Origin of the sequence: Methylobacter arcticus (assembly GCF_050917435.1) — a bacterium.
GTDB lineage: Bacteria > Pseudomonadota > Gammaproteobacteria > Methylococcales > Methylomonadaceae > Methylobacter_A > Methylobacter_A titanis.
In genome coordinates this window covers 950,910-966,745 of record NZ_CP159583.1, presented here as the reverse complement: position 1 = coordinate 966,745, position 15,836 = coordinate 950,910, and the positions used below count along the sequence as shown (strand labels likewise).

The 15,836-nt window shown below is 49.2% G+C and carries 18 protein-coding genes; 9 read left to right on the top strand and 9 right to left on the bottom strand.

The features are described 5' to 3' along the window. Positions 1-489: 489 nt before the first annotated feature. The 5 genes from leuC to ABXJ76_RS04655 all read left to right on the top strand — a co-directional run bounded on the left by leuC (position 490) and on the right by ABXJ76_RS04655 (position 5,373). The gene (leuC, locus tag ABXJ76_RS04675) at positions 490-1,887 is read left to right on the top strand and encodes a 3-isopropylmalate dehydratase large subunit (protein ID WP_432744598.1); all 1,398 of its coding nucleotides are present in this window, start codon (positions 490-492) and stop codon (positions 1,885-1,887) included. A gap of 17 nt (positions 1,888-1,904) precedes the next feature. Next, a complete protein-coding gene (gene leuD / locus ABXJ76_RS04670; RefSeq protein WP_432744597.1) occupies positions 1,905-2,516 on the top strand; it encodes a 3-isopropylmalate dehydratase small subunit in 612 nt (203 codons plus the stop codon). 88 nt (positions 2,517-2,604) lie between these two features. Then, complete coding sequence (locus tag ABXJ76_RS04665) at positions 2,605-3,123, top strand: YhfG family protein (protein ID WP_432744595.1); 519 nt, start codon at positions 2,605-2,607, stop codon at positions 3,121-3,123. A 1-nt stretch (position 3,124) separates the two neighbouring features. Continuing rightward, positions 3,125-3,712 (top strand): Fic/DOC family protein, encoded by a 588-nt coding sequence (locus ABXJ76_RS04660; RefSeq protein ID WP_432744593.1) that lies wholly within the window; start codon positions 3,125-3,127, stop codon positions 3,710-3,712. Positions 3,713-3,807: 95 nt separating this feature from the next. Beyond that, positions 3,808-5,373, top strand: coding sequence for an alpha-isopropylmalate synthase regulatory domain-containing protein (locus ABXJ76_RS04655; protein ID WP_432744590.1), 1,566 nt, complete (start codon positions 3,808-3,810; stop codon positions 5,371-5,373). 50 nt (positions 5,374-5,423) lie between these two features. On the opposite strand, the gene ABXJ76_RS04650 is transcribed toward ABXJ76_RS04655, so the two are convergent. The 6 genes from ABXJ76_RS04650 to ABXJ76_RS04625 form a co-directional block, all read right to left on the bottom strand. Next, positions 5,424-6,062 (bottom strand): uracil-DNA glycosylase, encoded by a 639-nt coding sequence (locus ABXJ76_RS04650; protein WP_432744588.1) that lies wholly within the window; start codon positions 6,060-6,062, stop codon positions 5,424-5,426. A 35-nt stretch (positions 6,063-6,097) separates the two neighbouring features. Continuing rightward, the gene (locus ABXJ76_RS04645; RefSeq protein WP_432744586.1) at positions 6,098-6,370 is read right to left on the bottom strand and encodes a GIY-YIG nuclease family protein; all 273 of its coding nucleotides are present in this window, start codon (positions 6,368-6,370) and stop codon (positions 6,098-6,100) included. A 4-nt stretch (positions 6,371-6,374) separates the two neighbouring features. Then, positions 6,375-7,070: a VIT1/CCC1 transporter family protein gene (locus tag ABXJ76_RS04640; protein WP_432744584.1), complete on the bottom strand. Its 696-nt coding sequence runs from the start codon at positions 7,068-7,070 to the stop codon at positions 6,375-6,377. A gap of 13 nt (positions 7,071-7,083) precedes the next feature. Next, positions 7,084-9,030 (bottom strand): heavy metal translocating P-type ATPase, encoded by a 1,947-nt coding sequence (locus ABXJ76_RS04635; RefSeq protein WP_432744582.1) that lies wholly within the window; start codon positions 9,028-9,030, stop codon positions 7,084-7,086. A gap of 61 nt (positions 9,031-9,091) precedes the next feature. Then, positions 9,092-9,256 carry a hypothetical protein gene (locus ABXJ76_RS04630; protein ID WP_432744580.1) on the bottom strand — a complete coding sequence of 55 codons (165 nt, stop codon included), beginning with the start codon at positions 9,254-9,256 and terminating at the stop codon, positions 9,092-9,094. An 18-nt stretch (positions 9,257-9,274) separates the two neighbouring features. Further along, a complete protein-coding gene (locus ABXJ76_RS04625; RefSeq protein ID WP_432744578.1) occupies positions 9,275-9,508 on the bottom strand; it encodes a hypothetical protein in 234 nt (77 codons plus the stop codon). Between the two features lie 316 nt (positions 9,509-9,824). On the opposite strand from ABXJ76_RS04625, the gene ABXJ76_RS04620 reads away from it, so the two are divergent. The 4 genes from ABXJ76_RS04620 (at position 9,825) to ABXJ76_RS04605 (ending at position 11,956) form a co-directional block, all read left to right on the top strand. Beyond that, entirely contained in the window at positions 9,825-10,580 is a 756-nt protein-coding gene (locus tag ABXJ76_RS04620) for an IS5 family transposase (protein WP_432744577.1), read from the top strand. Positions 10,581-10,602: 22 nt separating this feature from the next. Further along, the gene (locus ABXJ76_RS04615) at positions 10,603-10,695 is read left to right on the top strand and encodes a hypothetical protein (protein WP_432746441.1); all 93 of its coding nucleotides are present in this window, start codon (positions 10,603-10,605) and stop codon (positions 10,693-10,695) included. 167 nt (positions 10,696-10,862) lie between these two features. Further along, positions 10,863-11,606, top strand: coding sequence for a cytochrome b/b6 domain-containing protein (locus ABXJ76_RS04610; protein ID WP_432744575.1), 744 nt, complete (start codon positions 10,863-10,865; stop codon positions 11,604-11,606). 143 nt (positions 11,607-11,749) lie between these two features. After that, positions 11,750-11,956 (top strand): DUF6494 family protein, encoded by a 207-nt coding sequence (locus tag ABXJ76_RS04605; protein ID WP_432744573.1) that lies wholly within the window; start codon positions 11,750-11,752, stop codon positions 11,954-11,956. Positions 11,957-12,125: 169 nt separating this feature from the next. Here the strand turns inward: ABXJ76_RS04605 and ABXJ76_RS04600 are convergent, their stop codons facing one another. The 3 genes from ABXJ76_RS04600 to ABXJ76_RS04590 form a co-directional block, all read right to left on the bottom strand. Then, positions 12,126-12,560, bottom strand: coding sequence for a GlcG/HbpS family heme-binding protein (locus tag ABXJ76_RS04600; RefSeq protein WP_432744572.1), 435 nt, complete (start codon positions 12,558-12,560; stop codon positions 12,126-12,128). Positions 12,561-12,615: 55 nt separating this feature from the next. After that, the gene (fumC, locus tag ABXJ76_RS04595; RefSeq protein WP_432744569.1) at positions 12,616-14,019 is read right to left on the bottom strand and encodes a class II fumarate hydratase; all 1,404 of its coding nucleotides are present in this window, start codon (positions 14,017-14,019) and stop codon (positions 12,616-12,618) included. 127 nt (positions 14,020-14,146) lie between these two features. Continuing rightward, on the bottom strand, positions 14,147-15,835 hold the full coding sequence (locus ABXJ76_RS04590) for an NUDIX domain-containing protein (RefSeq protein ID WP_432744568.1): 1,689 nt from the start codon (positions 15,833-15,835) through the stop codon (positions 14,147-14,149). Position 15,836: the final 1 nt, after the last annotated feature.

Sequence of the window (15,836 nt, the reverse complement as noted above, 5' to 3'; positions counted from 1 at the left end):
GCAATATTAGACGAAAAACCAAATTGTATCTTTTATCGCAACGAGCTTATAAAAGATACAAACGGCGATTAGAAGCCTGTTTACGCCAAGGTTATAGCTGAGAGGCCTTCCACTTATTTTTCAGCAAGCCACAACGTCAGTAAAAGTCAGACCAAAAAACCTTCAACACAGAGAATATCAAGAAAATAACCCAATTAATTCAATGCCATTAAACTCGGAGGTCTGGGTGTTTTTTTCTTATATTTCCGTCTCGACAGCTTGATAGCAACTTATCGGCCAGTCTTTACTGCAGATTCAAAAACGTTCTGCAATGGAAACGTTTCTAATTCAACTATGCCCCCTGACACAAGAGCACTCCTGCCAAATTGCAAACAATGTCTCTTTTAGAGGATAATATGCAGCTACGCATAGCTTGACTATGTTTTTGATTGAACCTGTAACTCGTCATACGCTCGATGTAGAGCCGATATGCAAGCTTTGGAATACGCCATGAAAAAGACAATGTACGAAAAAATCTGGGACAGCCACCTTGTCGTCGATGAGACAGGACAGGCTCCTTTGCTTTATGTTGACCGACATTTGATGCATGAAGTCACCAGTCCACAGGCCTTTGAAGGTCTGCGTTTGTCCGGTCGCAAAGTGCGCAATCCGCACAGCATTCTTGCCACCATGGATCACTGCGTACCGACCAAAAATCGCAACCTGCCGATTGCCGACCCTATTGCCAAAAAACAGATCGAAACGATGGCTGAAAACTGCCGCGTGAACGGTTTGAATTTGTACGACATGACCGACCCCAATAACGGTGTGATTCATGTGGTTGTACCCGAGCATGGTTTCGTCCATCCCGGCATGGTGGTCGTTTGCGGCGACAGCCATACCGCGACGCATGGCGCTTTCGGCGCACTGGCCTTCGGCATCGGCACTTCCGAGGTCGAGCATGTGATGGCAACCCAAACGCTGCCGCAAAAGAAATCCAAAACCATGCAAGTGGCCGTTAACGGCAAGTTGTCCAAATACGCCTCCGCAAAAGATATTGCCTTGGCGATTACCGGCAAAATCGGCACAGCGGGCGGCACCGGCTATGTGATCGAATATACCGGCTCGGCGATCAGGGAACTGTCGATGGAAGGCCGGATGACGCTGTGCAACATGGCGATTGAAGCCGGAGCCAGAGCAGGCCTTGTCGCTCCTGACGAAAAAACCTACGACTATCTTAAAGGCCGTGAATTTGCGCCATCCGCTCAACACTGGGATCAGGCGCTGGCTTACTGGAAGACTCTGCCCAGCGATGAAGGCGCGATGTATGATGCAACCGTCACGCTGGATGCCGCCGATATTGCGCCGCAAGTTTCCTGGGGAACCTCACCGGAACAAGTGGTTGGGGTCGATGGTTGCGTGCCTGCGCCGGAAAGTTTTACTGACGAAATAAAACGCCAAGCTTGTGAAAACGCCTTGGCCTATATGGGCTTAACGCCAAATACCAAAATCACCGACATTGCGATAGATCTTGTTTTTATCGGCTCATGCACCAATGGCCGTATCGAAGATTTTAGAATCGCCGCCGAAATGGCAAAAGGCACCCAAGTTGCCAAAGGCGTCACCGCGATTGCAGTCCCCGGCTCCTATCACGTCAAGCAACAAGCCGAAGATGAAGGCCTGGATAAAATCTTTATCGATGCCGGTTGGGAATGGCGCGATCCCGGATGCTCGATGTGTCTGGCGATGAATGGCGACGAACTGACCAAAGGCCAACGCAGCGCATCGACTTCAAACCGCAATTTTGAAGGTCGTCAGGGCAAAGGCGGACGCACGCATCTGGTTTCGCCAGCAATGGCGGCGGCCGCAGCATCGGCAGGCCATTTTGTCGATATTCGCAACCTTTAACATATCTCGGAAATAGTATGGAACCGTACAAAAAACATGAAAGCATCGCGGCATTGATGAATCGCAGCAATGTCGATACCGACCAGATCATCCCCAAGCAGTTCTTGAAAAGAGTCGAACGCAGCGGCTTTGGCGTGCATCTTTTTCACGACTGGCGATTTAATGACGACGGCAGCGATAACGCGGAATTCGAGTTGAACAAGCCCGCATTCAAAGGCGCTAAAATCCTGGTGGCCGGCGACAACTTCGGTTGCGGATCGTCCAGGGAACATGCGCCTTGGGCGATTGCCGATTATGGTTTTAACACCATCATATCGACCAGCTATGCCGACATTTTTTACAACAACTGTTTTAAAAACGGCATTCTGGCGATAAAAGTCGATAAAGACCAGCTCGACAAATTGATGGCCGAGATTGCCGCCAACGAAGGCGTGCGTTTTGTCGTTGATCTTGAAAACCAGCAGGTCACCACGCCCGGCGGCAATGGCTTTAGCTTTGAGATCGACCCGTTCCGCAAAAGCAATCTGCTGAGCGGACTGGATGATATCGGCTTGACCTTAAAGCATGTCGACAAGATCGCCCAGTATGAACAGCAACATAAGAAAGATTATCCTTGGCTTTGGGCTTAGAATTATTTTCGCGGATTGGGTCGGTTGCTGCCAACCCAATCCAAATCGTTTGCAGAGCTATATTTAATGGTTGGCCGGATTAGTAAATATGCAAAAAAAAATCATTAAGAACATAAGCTCAAAAATCCCAGATCTTAATAAAATTAAAGATCTCGAAACCCTGAAATCTTTTGGCAGCTATACCGAAGTAAAATCTAGAGTTGAAAAAAGAATCGGCGTTTCTCTCAAAACTAACAGTTGGAAGCAGCTATTAAAAAGGATTAATGACTTATCGCTTGTAGTGAACAACAATATTGAGCAATTGATTTTTCTTCTTGACGAAATCAAGCATCTTAAAGAACTTGGTCCATTTCCCGAAGCGAAGAAAAAAATATCTACACTGTTAGCATTTCAAATCAAGGCAAGTGGTTGGAAGCAATTGGAAAGAAACCTAAAATCCATCGTTGTGGCGTTTAGAAATCCTGATGCGATTGATCCATCGGCAATTTTTGAGAAAAATAAAATCAGAAATTTCATCCATAGCTCCAGGCTGGAAGGCATACAAATAAGCGATACGCCAGCTTCAAAAATGACCGATGTCATCAATAAATATCGGGTGAAACAATAAAATGGATAAATACGATGTCGGCAATGACCATTATTGTTATCCAAATACGGCAGTATTGAAAAATAAGTTAGAGATAAAGGATGAAAAAACTTTTGAAGAAGCGGAGCGGGAAATAACAAAAATATCAGCCCATAACATTAAAGGCGCCAAACCACCGTACCGTTTACAGTATCTTCAGCACATTCATGCTACTTTGTTTTCCGAGTTATACGATTGGGCAGGACAAATTCGTGATGTAAATATTTCAAAAGGCGGCACATCATTTTGTATTGCTCCCCGCATCACTCCAGAGATTGGGAAGTTATTCAAGAGACTGGAAGATGAAAACTATTTACAAAATCTTTCATATCATGACTTCGTAATGAAACTTGCAGAGTATTACGCTGAATTTAACATGATACATCCCTTTCGAGAGGGCAATGGGCGCGTTCAACGTTTGTTTTTTGCGCATTTGGCTGCCTTTAATGGCTTCGAGCTAGATTGGGACTCCATTTCTCAAGCCGATTGGATTAAAGCTAACATTGATGGCTTTTATGTTGAATATCAACCTCTAGCAGATATTTTCGAAAGGGTACTGAAGGTTCGTTAAACTCGCAAGCTATGCATCATCCTTTCAGTATTCAACGGTGCGCACTGCGTATCCCACATGACTACCCCTTACGGCACTGAAACCAACAAACCGAAATGAAAACACAGGCGACAATCATGTCCACCGAATCCAGACACATCCAGCTGATGGACACCACGTTACGCGATGGCGAACAAACCCAAGGCGTTTCGTTCACGCCGGTGGAAAAAGTCAGTATCGCCAAAGCCCTGTTGCAATCGCTACGGGTGGACAGGATTGAGGTCGCCTCCGCCCGCGTTTCTCTGGGCGAAAAAGAGGCGGTCACCAGCATTAATGCGTGGGCGAAACAGGGAGGTTTTGCCGGACGCGTCGAAGTTCTGGGCTTCGTCGACCATACGCGCAGTGTCGACTGGATACTGGAAACCGGCGGCGGGGTTATCAACCTGCTGATCAAAGGCAGCGAAAAACATTGCCGCGTACAACTGGGCAAAACACTCGCCCAACATACCGAAGATGTATTGCAAACCGTTAACTACGCGCTGGAACAAGGCCTGAAAGTGAACGTCTACCTGGAAGACTGGTCGAACGGTTATCACGACGATCCGGACTATGTTTACGGTTTGATGGACAACTTGCAGGACGCGGGCATCAGCCATTTCATGCTGCCCGATACCCTTGGCGTGTTGTCGCCTGACGAAGTCTTCGTAAACTTCAGCGATATGTGCAACCGCTACCCGAAGCTGCAATTCGACTTTCATCCGCACAACGACTACGGTCTGGCGACCGCCAATGTGATGGCAGCGGTTCGCGCCGGCGTCAACGCCATACACTGCACCGTCAACTGCCTCGGCGAACGCGCAGGCAATGCCTCAATGGCAGAAGTGGCGGTGGTATTGCGCGACAAAATGCATATGCAACTGTCTGTCGACGAAAGCCATATCGTGCGCATCAGCGCGATGGTTGAAAACTTTTCCGGCAAACGCATCGCCGCCAATGCGCCGATAGTCGGCGCCGATGTTTTTACTCAGACCGCAGGCATCCATGCCGACGGCGATCACAAAGGCGGACTGTACAAAACCAAATTGGGGCCGGAGCGTTTCTCCCGCACCCGAAGCTACGCCTTGGGCAAGATGAGCGGCAAAGCATCGCTGAAAAAAAACCTGGAAATGCTGGAGCTTGACCTGTCGGAAGAAAACCAGAAAAAAGTGCTGGCCCGGATCGTCAGTCTCGGCGATTCAAAACAGACCATCACCACCGACGACCTGCCCTTCATCATTGCCGACGTACTGGAGAGCAAAAATTATCAGCATATCAAATTGCTTAACTGCTCGATTACCAGTGGTCTTGATTTAGAGTCGACCTCCAGTTTGCGGGTCAAAGTAAACGGGGTCATGCATGTGGCCTCAGGCTCCGGTAACGGCGGCTTTGACGCGTTTGTCGACGCGATTAACAAGGTCATGCAGCAACATAACTACACCTTGCCCGCACTGGCGGATTATGAAATACGCATACCGAGAGGCGGCCATACCAGCGCCTTAACCGAGTGCGTGATCACCTGGAATTGCGGAAGCGAACTGCGTAAAACCCGTGCCGTGCATTCCAATCAGGTTTTTGCCGGTGTCTTGGCCGCACTTAAAATCATTAACATGCAATTGCACGAACTGGGTTTAACTCAGGGTTAAAAAGTATTACAGTGCGTAGCGTAGGGCTAAAAGCTATCAAAGATAGCGCATCATTCCAGCAGCAACCCAATGGTACGAAAAACATCGGCAAACATTGCTTTAGTCAGTCGCTTGGTCTGTACGTTGTAGCGACTGCTATGATAAGAATCCACCAGTATGCGACCGTCCGGCAAGGTATGCCGGACATTATGCGCAAATTTGGCGCTGCTCAATTTCAGGCCGTAGGCTTTTAATACCGCCTGATGCGCGACCAAACCTAACGCCAATATAACCGCCTGTTCCGGCAAGGTTTTTAATTCTGCGGCCAAATAAGCATTGCACTGGTTGATTTCGGCAGAGGTCGGTTTGTTTTGCGGCGGCAGGCATTTAACGGCATTGGTAATACGGCAGTTTTTAAGCACCAAGCCGTCGGTCAGCGACTCGGATGTTGGTTGATTACTGTAGCCGAACTCGTAAAGCGCCTCATACAGCAATAGCCCTGCATAGTCGCCGGTAAACGGCCTGCCGGTGGCATTGGCTCCATGCATGCCGGGCGCCAGTCCGACTACCAGTAATCGGGCCGCACTGTCGCCGAACGGCGCAACCGGACGCGCATGATAGCCGGGATGTTTTTGTTTAACTTCACACAGAAAATCATCCAGCCGTCGACACTGCCTGCAATCTTGATCGAATAGTTGTTTTGAATGCATGGTTTGTTAAGGTTGGCCTGTGGTTTTGGTGATGTTCATAGCGGAAAATCGCCGACCTTATTTATCTCAGAAGCCAACAACTGAAACTTTTCAAGCCTGGGCAGTTTTTTTATGACGATTTCCCGTTTGCTCGCCGTACTTCGGTCATGCCCGGTTTCGACATAAACCAGCTGTTTGGGTTGCCTGCCGCGAAAATATTTAGCGCCCTGTTTGTCTGCATGCTGACTAAAGCGCCGGGCGACATCGATAGTAATGCCGGTATAAAGCGTGTCATCGGTGCAAAGTATCATGTAAACCTGCCAATTCACGGCGTTACACAACGGTGCCGAAAAAGGAACCGACGGCTGCGGTCAGTCCCATAGCCAGTGCGCCCCAGAAGACGACGCGAGCAGCGCCTATCAAAACACTAGAGCCTCCGGTATAAGCCGCCAGGACGCCCAGTAGCGTTAAAAACAGCAAGGATGCCGATGACACCAGTACGATTAAATCGGCATCCGCAGCAACTAGGACGATCAATAAAGGCAACGCGGCGCCAACGGCGAAAGTGGCGGCCGACGTCAATGCCGCCTGTATGGGTCTTGCCGTGCCTGTTGCAGAAATACCCAGTTCGTCTCGGGCATGTGCGCCCAAGGCGTCATGATTCATTAACTGCTCGGCAACCTGCTCGGCCAATAGCGGATCAAGTCCGCGCGACACATAGATGGCTGCCAGCTCTTTTTGCTCATGATCCCCATCTTCATCCAGTTCTTTACGTTCACGCTTTAAATCGGCCTGTTCGGTATCGGCTTGCGAACTGACCGATACATATTCGCCCGCCGCCATCGACATCGCTCCGGCAACCAGGCCGGCAACACCGGCCAAGACTATATCGTTGTGCGTCGCATGAGAGGCGGCAATACCGACGATTAAACTGGCCGTGGACACGATGCCGTCGTTTGCGCCCAGCACGGCCGCGCGCAGCCAGCCGATGCGATGAGTCCGGTGTGTTTCGTGATGATGAGGTAACATTGGGTTTCCTTTTTTAAAAATCCGACAGCGTTTTCGGCGGAATAGCGGCCCGCAAAGCATTCAAGACCGCGAGCACGTCGATGATTTCCTGGGTTATGGCTCCGGCTACCGGAGTCAAATAACCCAATCCTGCAAATACCATACCTATCAAACTCAGCGCCATGCCGCCCACCGCGCTTTGCAGGGCAATTTTACGCATCCGTTGACCAATATGAAACAGCTCGTCGACTTTTAACAACGAACTGTCCATGATCACCGCATCCGCCGATTCGCCGGTAATGTCGCTGTTCTGGCCGAAGGCTATGCCGATAGTCGCGGCAGTCAGCGCCGGTGCGTCATTGATGCCATCGCCCAGAAACACGGTTTTTGCCGCTTGGGTTTCATTGCGCACCAGTTCCAGTTTCTGCTCGGGGCTTTGGCTGAAATAAACGTGTTTAATGCCGACTTGGTCGGCCAGGAAACGCACTTCCGATTCCCTGTCGCCGGACACCAGCATCACCTTGTCAAACAAATGACTGGGTTTCAGGTGGTTGATGAATGATGAACTATCGGTGCGCACCTCATCCCGAAATTGCAGGGTCGCCGCGTAAGCATCGTCAATCAGTACCACGCATTCCAGACCGCCGGTGATGGGCGGCAACGCCTCGGCAACATCCGGGTGCTGTTCGACAAATTTTTTGCGGCTGGTAATCTGAATCTGCTTTCCGGCCACATTGCCTTTAAGCCCCTCCCCCGGCAACTCGGTGATATTGGTCACGCTTAATAAAGATAGCGCCGATTTTTCCGCCGCTGCCACGATGGCGCGGGAGAGCGGGTGCTTGGAATAGCGTTCCAGACTGGCGATTAGCATTAACACTTCCTGCTCGTTATACCCCCCGCCTGGAATCAGCGCCGTCAACGATGGGCGGCCATAAGTCAGGGTGCCGGTCTTGTCGAAAATTGCCGTGCGACACGTGCCGATGGTTTCCAGTATGGCCGGATTCTTGATGATGATTTCCCGCCGCGCGGCCAGCGAAATCGAGCTGATGATGGTGACCGGTATGCCGATCAACAACGGGCATGGCGTGGCGATGACCAATACGGCCAGAAAACGAACCACATCGCCGCTGACAGCCCAGGCACTCAGCGCAATGATGACAGCCAGCGGCGTGTACAGCGCGCCCAATTGGTCGCCCAGTCGCCTGATATTGGGGCGATACTGTTCGGAAGACTTCATCACCTCCATGATCTTGGCATAGCGGGAATCGACAGCCAATTTGTCCGCGCGTATAGTCAGCGCCGAATCGCCGTTGATCGCGCCGGACATGACCTGGGAGCCGCTGACTTTCGACATCATATACGGCTCGCCGGTCAGATAGGATTCGTCCATAGTGCTTGAGCCTTCCAGCACCGTGCCGTCAACCGGGCAGATTTCATGCGGCAGTATCAATAAGGTATCGCCGATATTAACCTGCTCGGTGGTGATGTCGGCGAGGTCATCGCCCGATTTTCTATGCGCAACCGACGGCATCCGCTTGGCCAATGCCTCAAGCACCGACGAGGCCTTGCGCACTGCGTAGGATTCCAGCACCACGCCGCCGGACAGCATCAATACCACCAAACTTCCGGCCAGATATTCGTCCAGCATCACCGCCGTCACTATGGATATGCCTGCCAGCAAATCCGCCCCCCAATCGCCCCGCCCCAATTTCACGATCAGCTGGTAAACCAGCGGAATGCCGCCCAACACCAGTACCGCAAGCAGAGGCACAGACACCAGTTCAATCGGGACAACGACTTGCCCATGATAGAGTTCGGCAGCCGCCGAGCTTAATGCGGCATTCAATGAAAACGTATAAACCTCATGCCCTATATCAAGCCCATAGCGCATCACCAGATAGCCGCCGATGCCGAGTAGACTTAAAACAGCAATGCTGTTTTCGGATGTTGCGCGCGGCTTGCTTGCTTGCTTATCGGTCATGGTTTCAGGCTCTCAGTTTTTGTATGTCCCAGTTTATCGAATGGACGGAAAAATGTTGAAACTATTTTTCGTATAAGCGGAGAAGTGCAAGCTTCGCCTCGGCAAATTGCTCATGCATTGCTCTCAATCGCTGTTCCAGACGCGATTCTACCTCCCCCATCCGTGGGGTCGTACCTCCTGCATGATCGACATGGATGTGGTGAATGCAGATATTGCATAACGCCATGGATGGCATGTAGTAGAGTCATGCAGGAGCAATTACCGAGGTGCAAATATCTGTCCATGTCGAATGCATATGTTCCGGCAAGACCACCCAAGCATCAATATGAAACAGGGCATGACACTTAGTAACCCGCACCGCTTCGCGCAAAACATCAACATGATTGACCAGTAAACACGATTGTGAATGGCGTTCCAGCAAGTTAACCGTAAAAAAGTAAGTCTCACCCGGAACCCGATTGCGTCGATAATTAGACATTATTTTTTCGTAGGTCGGATAAGCGAACGAGACTGAGAAAGAATACAAAACACCAACTTTCCCTATAAATACCCCGGCGTTTTTTAAAAAAATGGTCAGTACTTTAAATTTCATTTGGATTAGTTAGCCCACTATTCCGCATCTTTATAGCCATGCTCCAGTTGGGCTCCGGATTAGCCGCATTACGGAGCATTAGTCGACATTATTCTATGCGCACCCAAGAATAATTGCCTTATTTTCACTGTGTTGGACGCAATAATCCCTTAGGTTCTATTGACGTTTCGCCAATCAGGTAGAATTTGTTATTTTTGGTAACATGAGCCGGATAAATTTAAGCGATGAAGAGTGGGCGCGTATATTGGCAAACTTAAAGAAATTGACAGGCATTCGTATCGGTCAGCCAGATACTTGCAGACAATTTATTAGTGCCTGCTTATGGATATTACGTTCGGGAGCGCAGTGGCGGATTTTGCCGCCAACGCAGGGTAAGTGGAATAGCATCTTCAAGCGATTTTCACGCTGGTGCACCAATGGCGCATGGGAGAAGCTCTTAAGTCATTTTTCTGAAGTGGCTGATTTACAGGATGTTTCTATGGATGGCTCGGTGATTAGAGCGCATGCCTGTGCGGCTGGGGCGGCAAATAGCTCCGCCGAGAATGAAGCACTGGGACGTTCCAAAGGTGGTTTTGGCTGCAAGGTTCACGCGCTCTGTGATGCCTTGGGCATGCCGATTAAGTACATCCTGACAGGTGGGCAAGAGGCTGAATGCAAGCGAGCGATACCCTTGCTGGAAAACGTTAATGCCTCAGCCGTTTGGGCGGACAAAGCTTACGACACAAACGAGTTGAGGGAGTGGCTGGAATGTCGGGGAATAAAAGCCGTCATCCCGCCAAAATCGAACCGGAAAGAAGAAATTGAATGCGATTATTGGCATTATAAGGAGCGGCATGCGGTCGAATGCATGTTCGGCAAGCTCAAGCATTACCGCAGAATTGCTACTCGATACGAGAAAAAGGCTATCAATTACATGGGGATGCTGTCATTTTCCTCGGTACTTTTGTGGCTGAGATGAAACGTCAACAGAACCTAGACCGATCGGTTTACCGATAAAAAGCCATACACCGGCCAAAATTGCCGTCAGTATCGCCGCTGAGTTAATACAAATTCTGAATGCACAGCCCCAATAATCCTTCAATCCGTGCGGTTATCATGCTTAAAATTCATGTTGTCCGGTTTTGAGTCGCAAGCTTAAGCGGTAATTCCTGGATTGCTGCTAAACTATACTGAAAAACATGCGGATCGTAACTTCTCATTAGCCGCAGGTAACATTTTAAAATTTTCAAGGAACACCCTTATGCCAGATCTTAAATCGCACCCAGTTTGGGATGCAGGTACCCGTTGGTTTCATTGGATTAATGTGCTGTGTGTTGTTGCGCTTATGGCTGCCGGTCTGGTTATCCTAAATGCGGGCAGTCTTGACATCTCAAATGCAGGAAAAATAAAACTCAAAACCGTCCACGCGTCGATCGGCTACGTGTTTACCATCAATTTAATTTGGCGTTTTATTTGGGCCTTTTTGGGTAATCGCTACGCGAAGTTAAGCGCGGTGCTTCCGGGCGGCAAAGGATACTTGCACGCGTTGCGCAGCTATGTCGTCGCATTTTTCTCCGGCCACCCGGAACAGTATATCGGCCACAATCCGGTAGGACGCTTGGGAGCCGTCCTGCTGTTTCTCCTGATCACCATTCAGGCAGTCACCGGATTGGTACTCGCAGGCACCGATTTATTTCTGCCGCCTTTCGGGCATTGGATAGCGCAGTGGGTGGCCGCACCGGGTATCGCGCCCGATACCTTAGTCCCCTATGCGCCAGCCATGTATGATGAAACGGCTTACCAGAGCATGCGTGCTTTCCGAAAGCTTTTTTCCGTGACCCATGTGTATAACTTTTATTTTCTGATTGCCACCATTGTATTGCACGTTGCAGCGGTGATAATGACGGATATACGAGAAGGTGGCAGCATTATTTCTGCCATGTTCACAGGACGCAAAACCCTTAGGGGACGTCCAATAGATGAAGACTACAGCAGCCATGACTGAACGTTCTGATTAAGCCTGAATTTTGTTAAACGCCTGAGTAACTTGTTGACGGCTTCCTGAATAGGGTGGTAGTTTTCAGGCCAACAATCGAATTCCATCGTACCTGTCATGGAATGCACAAACTTTGCCTTTAGGAGGTCAAAATGAATGAAGATACATTTAACATGGAAATCAGAAAATATCTCAAAATTGTTGGGGTCACATCACAGCGTGAAATCGAACATGCTGTTCTCAAAGCGGTTGAAGCAGGAAAATTGAACGGCTCCGAAACCCTAGAGATTAAAATGACGCTGGAAGCTCCTGCTGTTGGCATCAGTCATTGCATCAAGGGAAAAATAGCGCTTGAATAGCAACGCTGATTGAAGCGGAAGCCTTGTTGTTACAAGCCATTCAGGCTGGACGAAAAATTGAGCAGATTATTATCGGCGAAGTCTTTGAAACAATCAAAGACTTCGCCAAACGCCTAACCTGCATTTGAAAAGGTTTCTTTATCGGAACAATCTGGAGATTATCCTGGACTCAGGTTCGCCACGGGTGTTCCGGCAAATCAGAAACGCCAATGGCTTCAGCCCCAGCTTTAGCAACTTTATGATCGTTTTCTACCGCGCTGCCGCTGACCCCGATAGCGCCGATCAGGACGCCATCCTTGTCAACGATAGGAACACCGCCAGGAAAGGTAATCAGTCCGTCGTTAGAATGTTCAATCCCGTAAAGCGGCCCGCCCGGTTGCGATAGCTGACCGATTTGTCCGGTGTTCATCGCGAAGAAACAGGCCGTCTTGGCTTTCTTGATGGCAATGTCCACGCTGCCTACCCAGGCATTGTCCATTCTCACAAATGCCTTTAAGTCAGCGCCGGAATCCACTACGGCGATACACATCTGCGTACCGATTTTTTTTGACTCGGCAATCGCCGCAGCCATTGCCTGTTCGGCCAGTTCGTATGTTACATGCATGGTCTACGCTCCTCTATTTTTTATCAAAAGAGCCTAATGGTATTCCTTTTTGACTTTATTTTGAAAAAATCATTTGTTCCGGGCGGACGAGATCATCGAATTCCGCTTCGGTCACGAAACCGCCGGAAACCGCCTCTTCACGTAGCGTGCTATGATTTTTAAAAGCCAGTTTAGCTATTTTTGCCGCATTGTCGTAACCGATGCGCGGAGCCAAGGCGGTTACCAGCATCAGCGAACGTTCCATCAGCTCGGCAATACGGTCGATATTCGGCTCAATGCCGACAACGCAATGATCGGTGAAACTGACCGCCGCGTCGCCGATAAGCCGGATCGACTGGAGCACGTTATAAATAATGACCGGCTTGAAAACATTGAGTTCCAAATGCCCTTGCGCCCCGGCAAAGGTAACGGTGGTGTGATTGCCCATGACCTGCGCGCAAACCATGGTCATGGCCTCGCATTGGGTCGGATTCACCTTGCCCGGCATGATCGAAGAGCCGGGTTCATTTTCAGGCAGCGACAGTTCACCGATGCCGGAGCGCGGGCCTGAACTCAACAGGCGAATATCGTTGGCTATTTTAGTGAGGCTGACCGCGATGGTGTTTAACACCCCGGAGATTTCCACCATGGCGTCGTGCGCCGCCAGCGCCTCGAATTTATTGGAAGCAGAGACGAAAGGCAACTGGGTAAATTTCGCAACTTCTTCGGCAAACTGTTCGCCAAAACCCGGTTTCGAATTCAGGCCGGTGCCCACTGCAGTACCGCCTTGCGCCAGGGGATAAAGCCGCTTTAGGCTGTCGTTAATCCGCTCGATGCCCAGTTGTACCTGAGCTGCGTAACCGGAAAACTCCTGACCCAATGTAAGGGGTGTCGCGTCCTGCAAGTGCGTTCGCCCAATCTTGATTATGTCGTTCCATGACTGGGATTTGTCAGACAGCGCGCGGTGCAAATGCTGGAGAGAGGGAATCAGCAAATGGTGCAACTGCTCGACCGTAGCGATATGCATGGCCGTCGGAAAAGCATCATTCGAGGACTGGCTGCGGTTGCAGTGATCGTTCGGATGCACCGGCGTTTTAGATCCCATAGCGCCGCCAAGCCGCTCGATAGCCAGATTGGCAATCACCTCGTTGGCGTTCATGTTGGACTGGGTGCCGGAGCCGGTCTGCCAAACCACCAGCGGAAAATTGTCATCGAGATTGCCGTTGATAACTTCCTGAGCCGCAACCGCTATGGCGTAGCCGATTTTGTCATCAATATTGTTCAGCGCGATATTCGATAATGCGGCGCAATGCTTGACGATGCCCAGCGCGCGGATCAAAGGCCTCGGTATCCGCTCATCGCCGATTTTGAAATTAAGCAACGAGCGCTGGGTTTGCGCGCCCCAGTATTTGTCGGCGGGCACTTGTATGGGGCCGAAGGAGTCGGTTTCGGTGCGGGTATGGATGGTGTTTGTTTTCATGCGTTGCCCTCTGTGGTTAAGTTACGACATGGACAGGCTCCGAGCGAGACTGGGTTTACCAAAGCTGGTTATAACGGTTTTTCTTGCTGTTGCTATAACTGACTATACCCTTGCACACTCCAGCCCTTTATAACACATCTAACTTACAACAAAACTTTATAACGCCCACTTCTCTGCGTATCAAACCTCTTAAACCCAATGCCAAAAACTTGGGTTCTCTATGTAAACCTTTTTTATAAGCGTCTTCGATTCTTACACCCTCTTCCTCGTGTGACCCAAATTGCTTCTCAGATAATCGCTGTAATTGCTTCGCAAGTCCACGAGGCAGTTTAAATGCTTCCGCTTTGACTTGAGTCATGCCTAATGCTGTAGCAAAGGCTTTTCTTTCAATGCTCACAGGTATTTTTGTTTTGGTGCCGATTAGATCGGCTTTATGCACCGAATAAGTAAACAACGTTTCATCAAAATAAACCACATCAGGGTTGATCGACAAGCGGAACAATACATCATGGTGGTTTTCAATAATTAAATCAGTGCCTTTAAACAATTCAGCCAGCTGATTTAATTCCGCTTGCAGCGTTGGATTATTTTTAACATCAATCCAGCCATAAGGATGAAAGATAATGTTTTGTTCAATTGTCGCAAATTCAAAACCACGACCATGTGCCGCCAACCCCAATAAAACACTTAATTGCCTGGACGTTAAAGCCACATCAAGCGGTTTTTCCTTGCCTAAAGCGCCGACCCACAGCGGCTTTTCAGCATCAATAAGCAACGTCAAACCGTATTTTGATTTAGGCTGATCGAATAAATAACCCGCAGCAAAACTATCAGGTAAAGCCAACAGCTCTATTTTTAGCGTCAATCGGTCCTTATCAAAATCATCAACCAAGGCTTTGATATAAGCAATCTTGCCGTCAACTGATTCGCCTTTTGCTACGTCATCAATTGCAAACCAGACCAGACGGTCATCATGCTTTATTTGCTGTTGCAGAAATAAATAGCCTTCCAGCGTTAATTCAATCTGAAAAATATCCAGATAATATTCGGTTAACGCATGATTAGGCGCTGAGCCTTGAACCTGTCGGTAAGGCTTCAGGCTACGCCAGGGCTTAAAACGATAATGCTGTTCAAAAACCAAACCCACCTCTTCGGATATTTCCCGTTTTAATGTCTCCGGCAAGGCTTGTTTAATTAAAGCGGAATTTGCCGATTGCAACTCAACGAGTAAAACAGGCATATCCATATCACCCGGCACATCATGCTGATTCAACCGCCCGCCGATCAAGCCGTAATCCCCTGCTTTTTTATCAAAACGCTTTTGAGTATCTTCGCGTTGATAAAACAAAATATTGCCGTCCAGCTTAATAATGCCCCAGGCCACATAAATGTAACGGATAGGTTTAGCGTTATGGATTGAGTGATGTTCATAGCGTCTGTTTTCAACAACACTCAACACCTCGCGTTGCTGATTTTTCTTAGCATCGGCTATGCCTTGCGTATTCCAAAAATTATCGGCAAAAAAGCGTGATTCATTGTCGCTCATCGCAGTTAATAACGACGTTGCCAACAATTGCGCGGGAAATGAAACAAAACACCATTCGTCTTTTTGTAAATAGGCGGCATTTAACACAGCCAAGGTATCGAGCAGGGCTTCTATTACATTAACAGTGTTTTCAGCGATCGCGCGCTCAAGTTGGTGCTGACGACAAAGGGCGATGATTAATGCTTTACGCGGAACGCTGTAAAAATCGCCCTCTTCTTCGGCATAAAGGGGAAGATGAGAAATTAGCGTTTGGATCAGATTAGCAGACATT

Coding starts and splice junctions, on each gene's coding strand:
- leuC (WP_432744598.1), top strand. CDS start 490: ATGAAAAAGACAATGTACGAAAAAATCTGGGACAGCCACCTTGTCGTC.
- leuD (WP_432744597.1), top strand. CDS start 1,905: ATGGAACCGTACAAAAAACATGAAAGCATCGCGGCATTGATGAATCGC.
- ABXJ76_RS04665 (WP_432744595.1), top strand. CDS start 2,605: ATGCAAAAAAAAATCATTAAGAACATAAGCTCAAAAATCCCAGATCTT.
- ABXJ76_RS04660 (WP_432744593.1), top strand. CDS start 3,125: ATGGATAAATACGATGTCGGCAATGACCATTATTGTTATCCAAATACG.
- ABXJ76_RS04655 (WP_432744590.1), top strand. CDS start 3,808: ATGAAAACACAGGCGACAATCATGTCCACCGAATCCAGACACATCCAG.
- ABXJ76_RS04650 (WP_432744588.1), bottom strand. CDS start 6,062: ATGCATTCAAAACAACTATTCGATCAAGATTGCAGGCAGTGTCGACGG.
- ABXJ76_RS04640 (WP_432744584.1), bottom strand. CDS start 7,070: ATGTTACCTCATCATCACGAAACACACCGGACTCATCGCATCGGCTGG.
- ABXJ76_RS04635 (WP_432744582.1), bottom strand. CDS start 9,030: ATGACCGATAAGCAAGCAAGCAAGCCGCGCGCAACATCCGAAAACAGC.
- ABXJ76_RS04630 (WP_432744580.1), bottom strand. CDS start 9,256: ATGGCGTTATGCAATATCTGCATTCACCACATCCATGTCGATCATGCA.
- ABXJ76_RS04625 (WP_432744578.1), bottom strand. CDS start 9,508: ATGTCTAATTATCGACGCAATCGGGTTCCGGGTGAGACTTACTTTTTT.
- ABXJ76_RS04620 (WP_432744577.1), top strand. CDS start 9,825: ATGAGCCGGATAAATTTAAGCGATGAAGAGTGGGCGCGTATATTGGCA.
- ABXJ76_RS04610 (WP_432744575.1), top strand. CDS start 10,863: ATGCCAGATCTTAAATCGCACCCAGTTTGGGATGCAGGTACCCGTTGG.
- ABXJ76_RS04605 (WP_432744573.1), top strand. CDS start 11,750: ATGAATGAAGATACATTTAACATGGAAATCAGAAAATATCTCAAAATT.
- ABXJ76_RS04600 (WP_432744572.1), bottom strand. CDS start 12,560: ATGCATGTAACATACGAACTGGCCGAACAGGCAATGGCTGCGGCGATT.
- fumC (WP_432744569.1), bottom strand. CDS start 14,019: ATGAAAACAAACACCATCCATACCCGCACCGAAACCGACTCCTTCGGC.
- ABXJ76_RS04590 (WP_432744568.1), bottom strand. CDS start 15,835: ATGTCTGCTAATCTGATCCAAACGCTAATTTCTCATCTTCCCCTTTAT.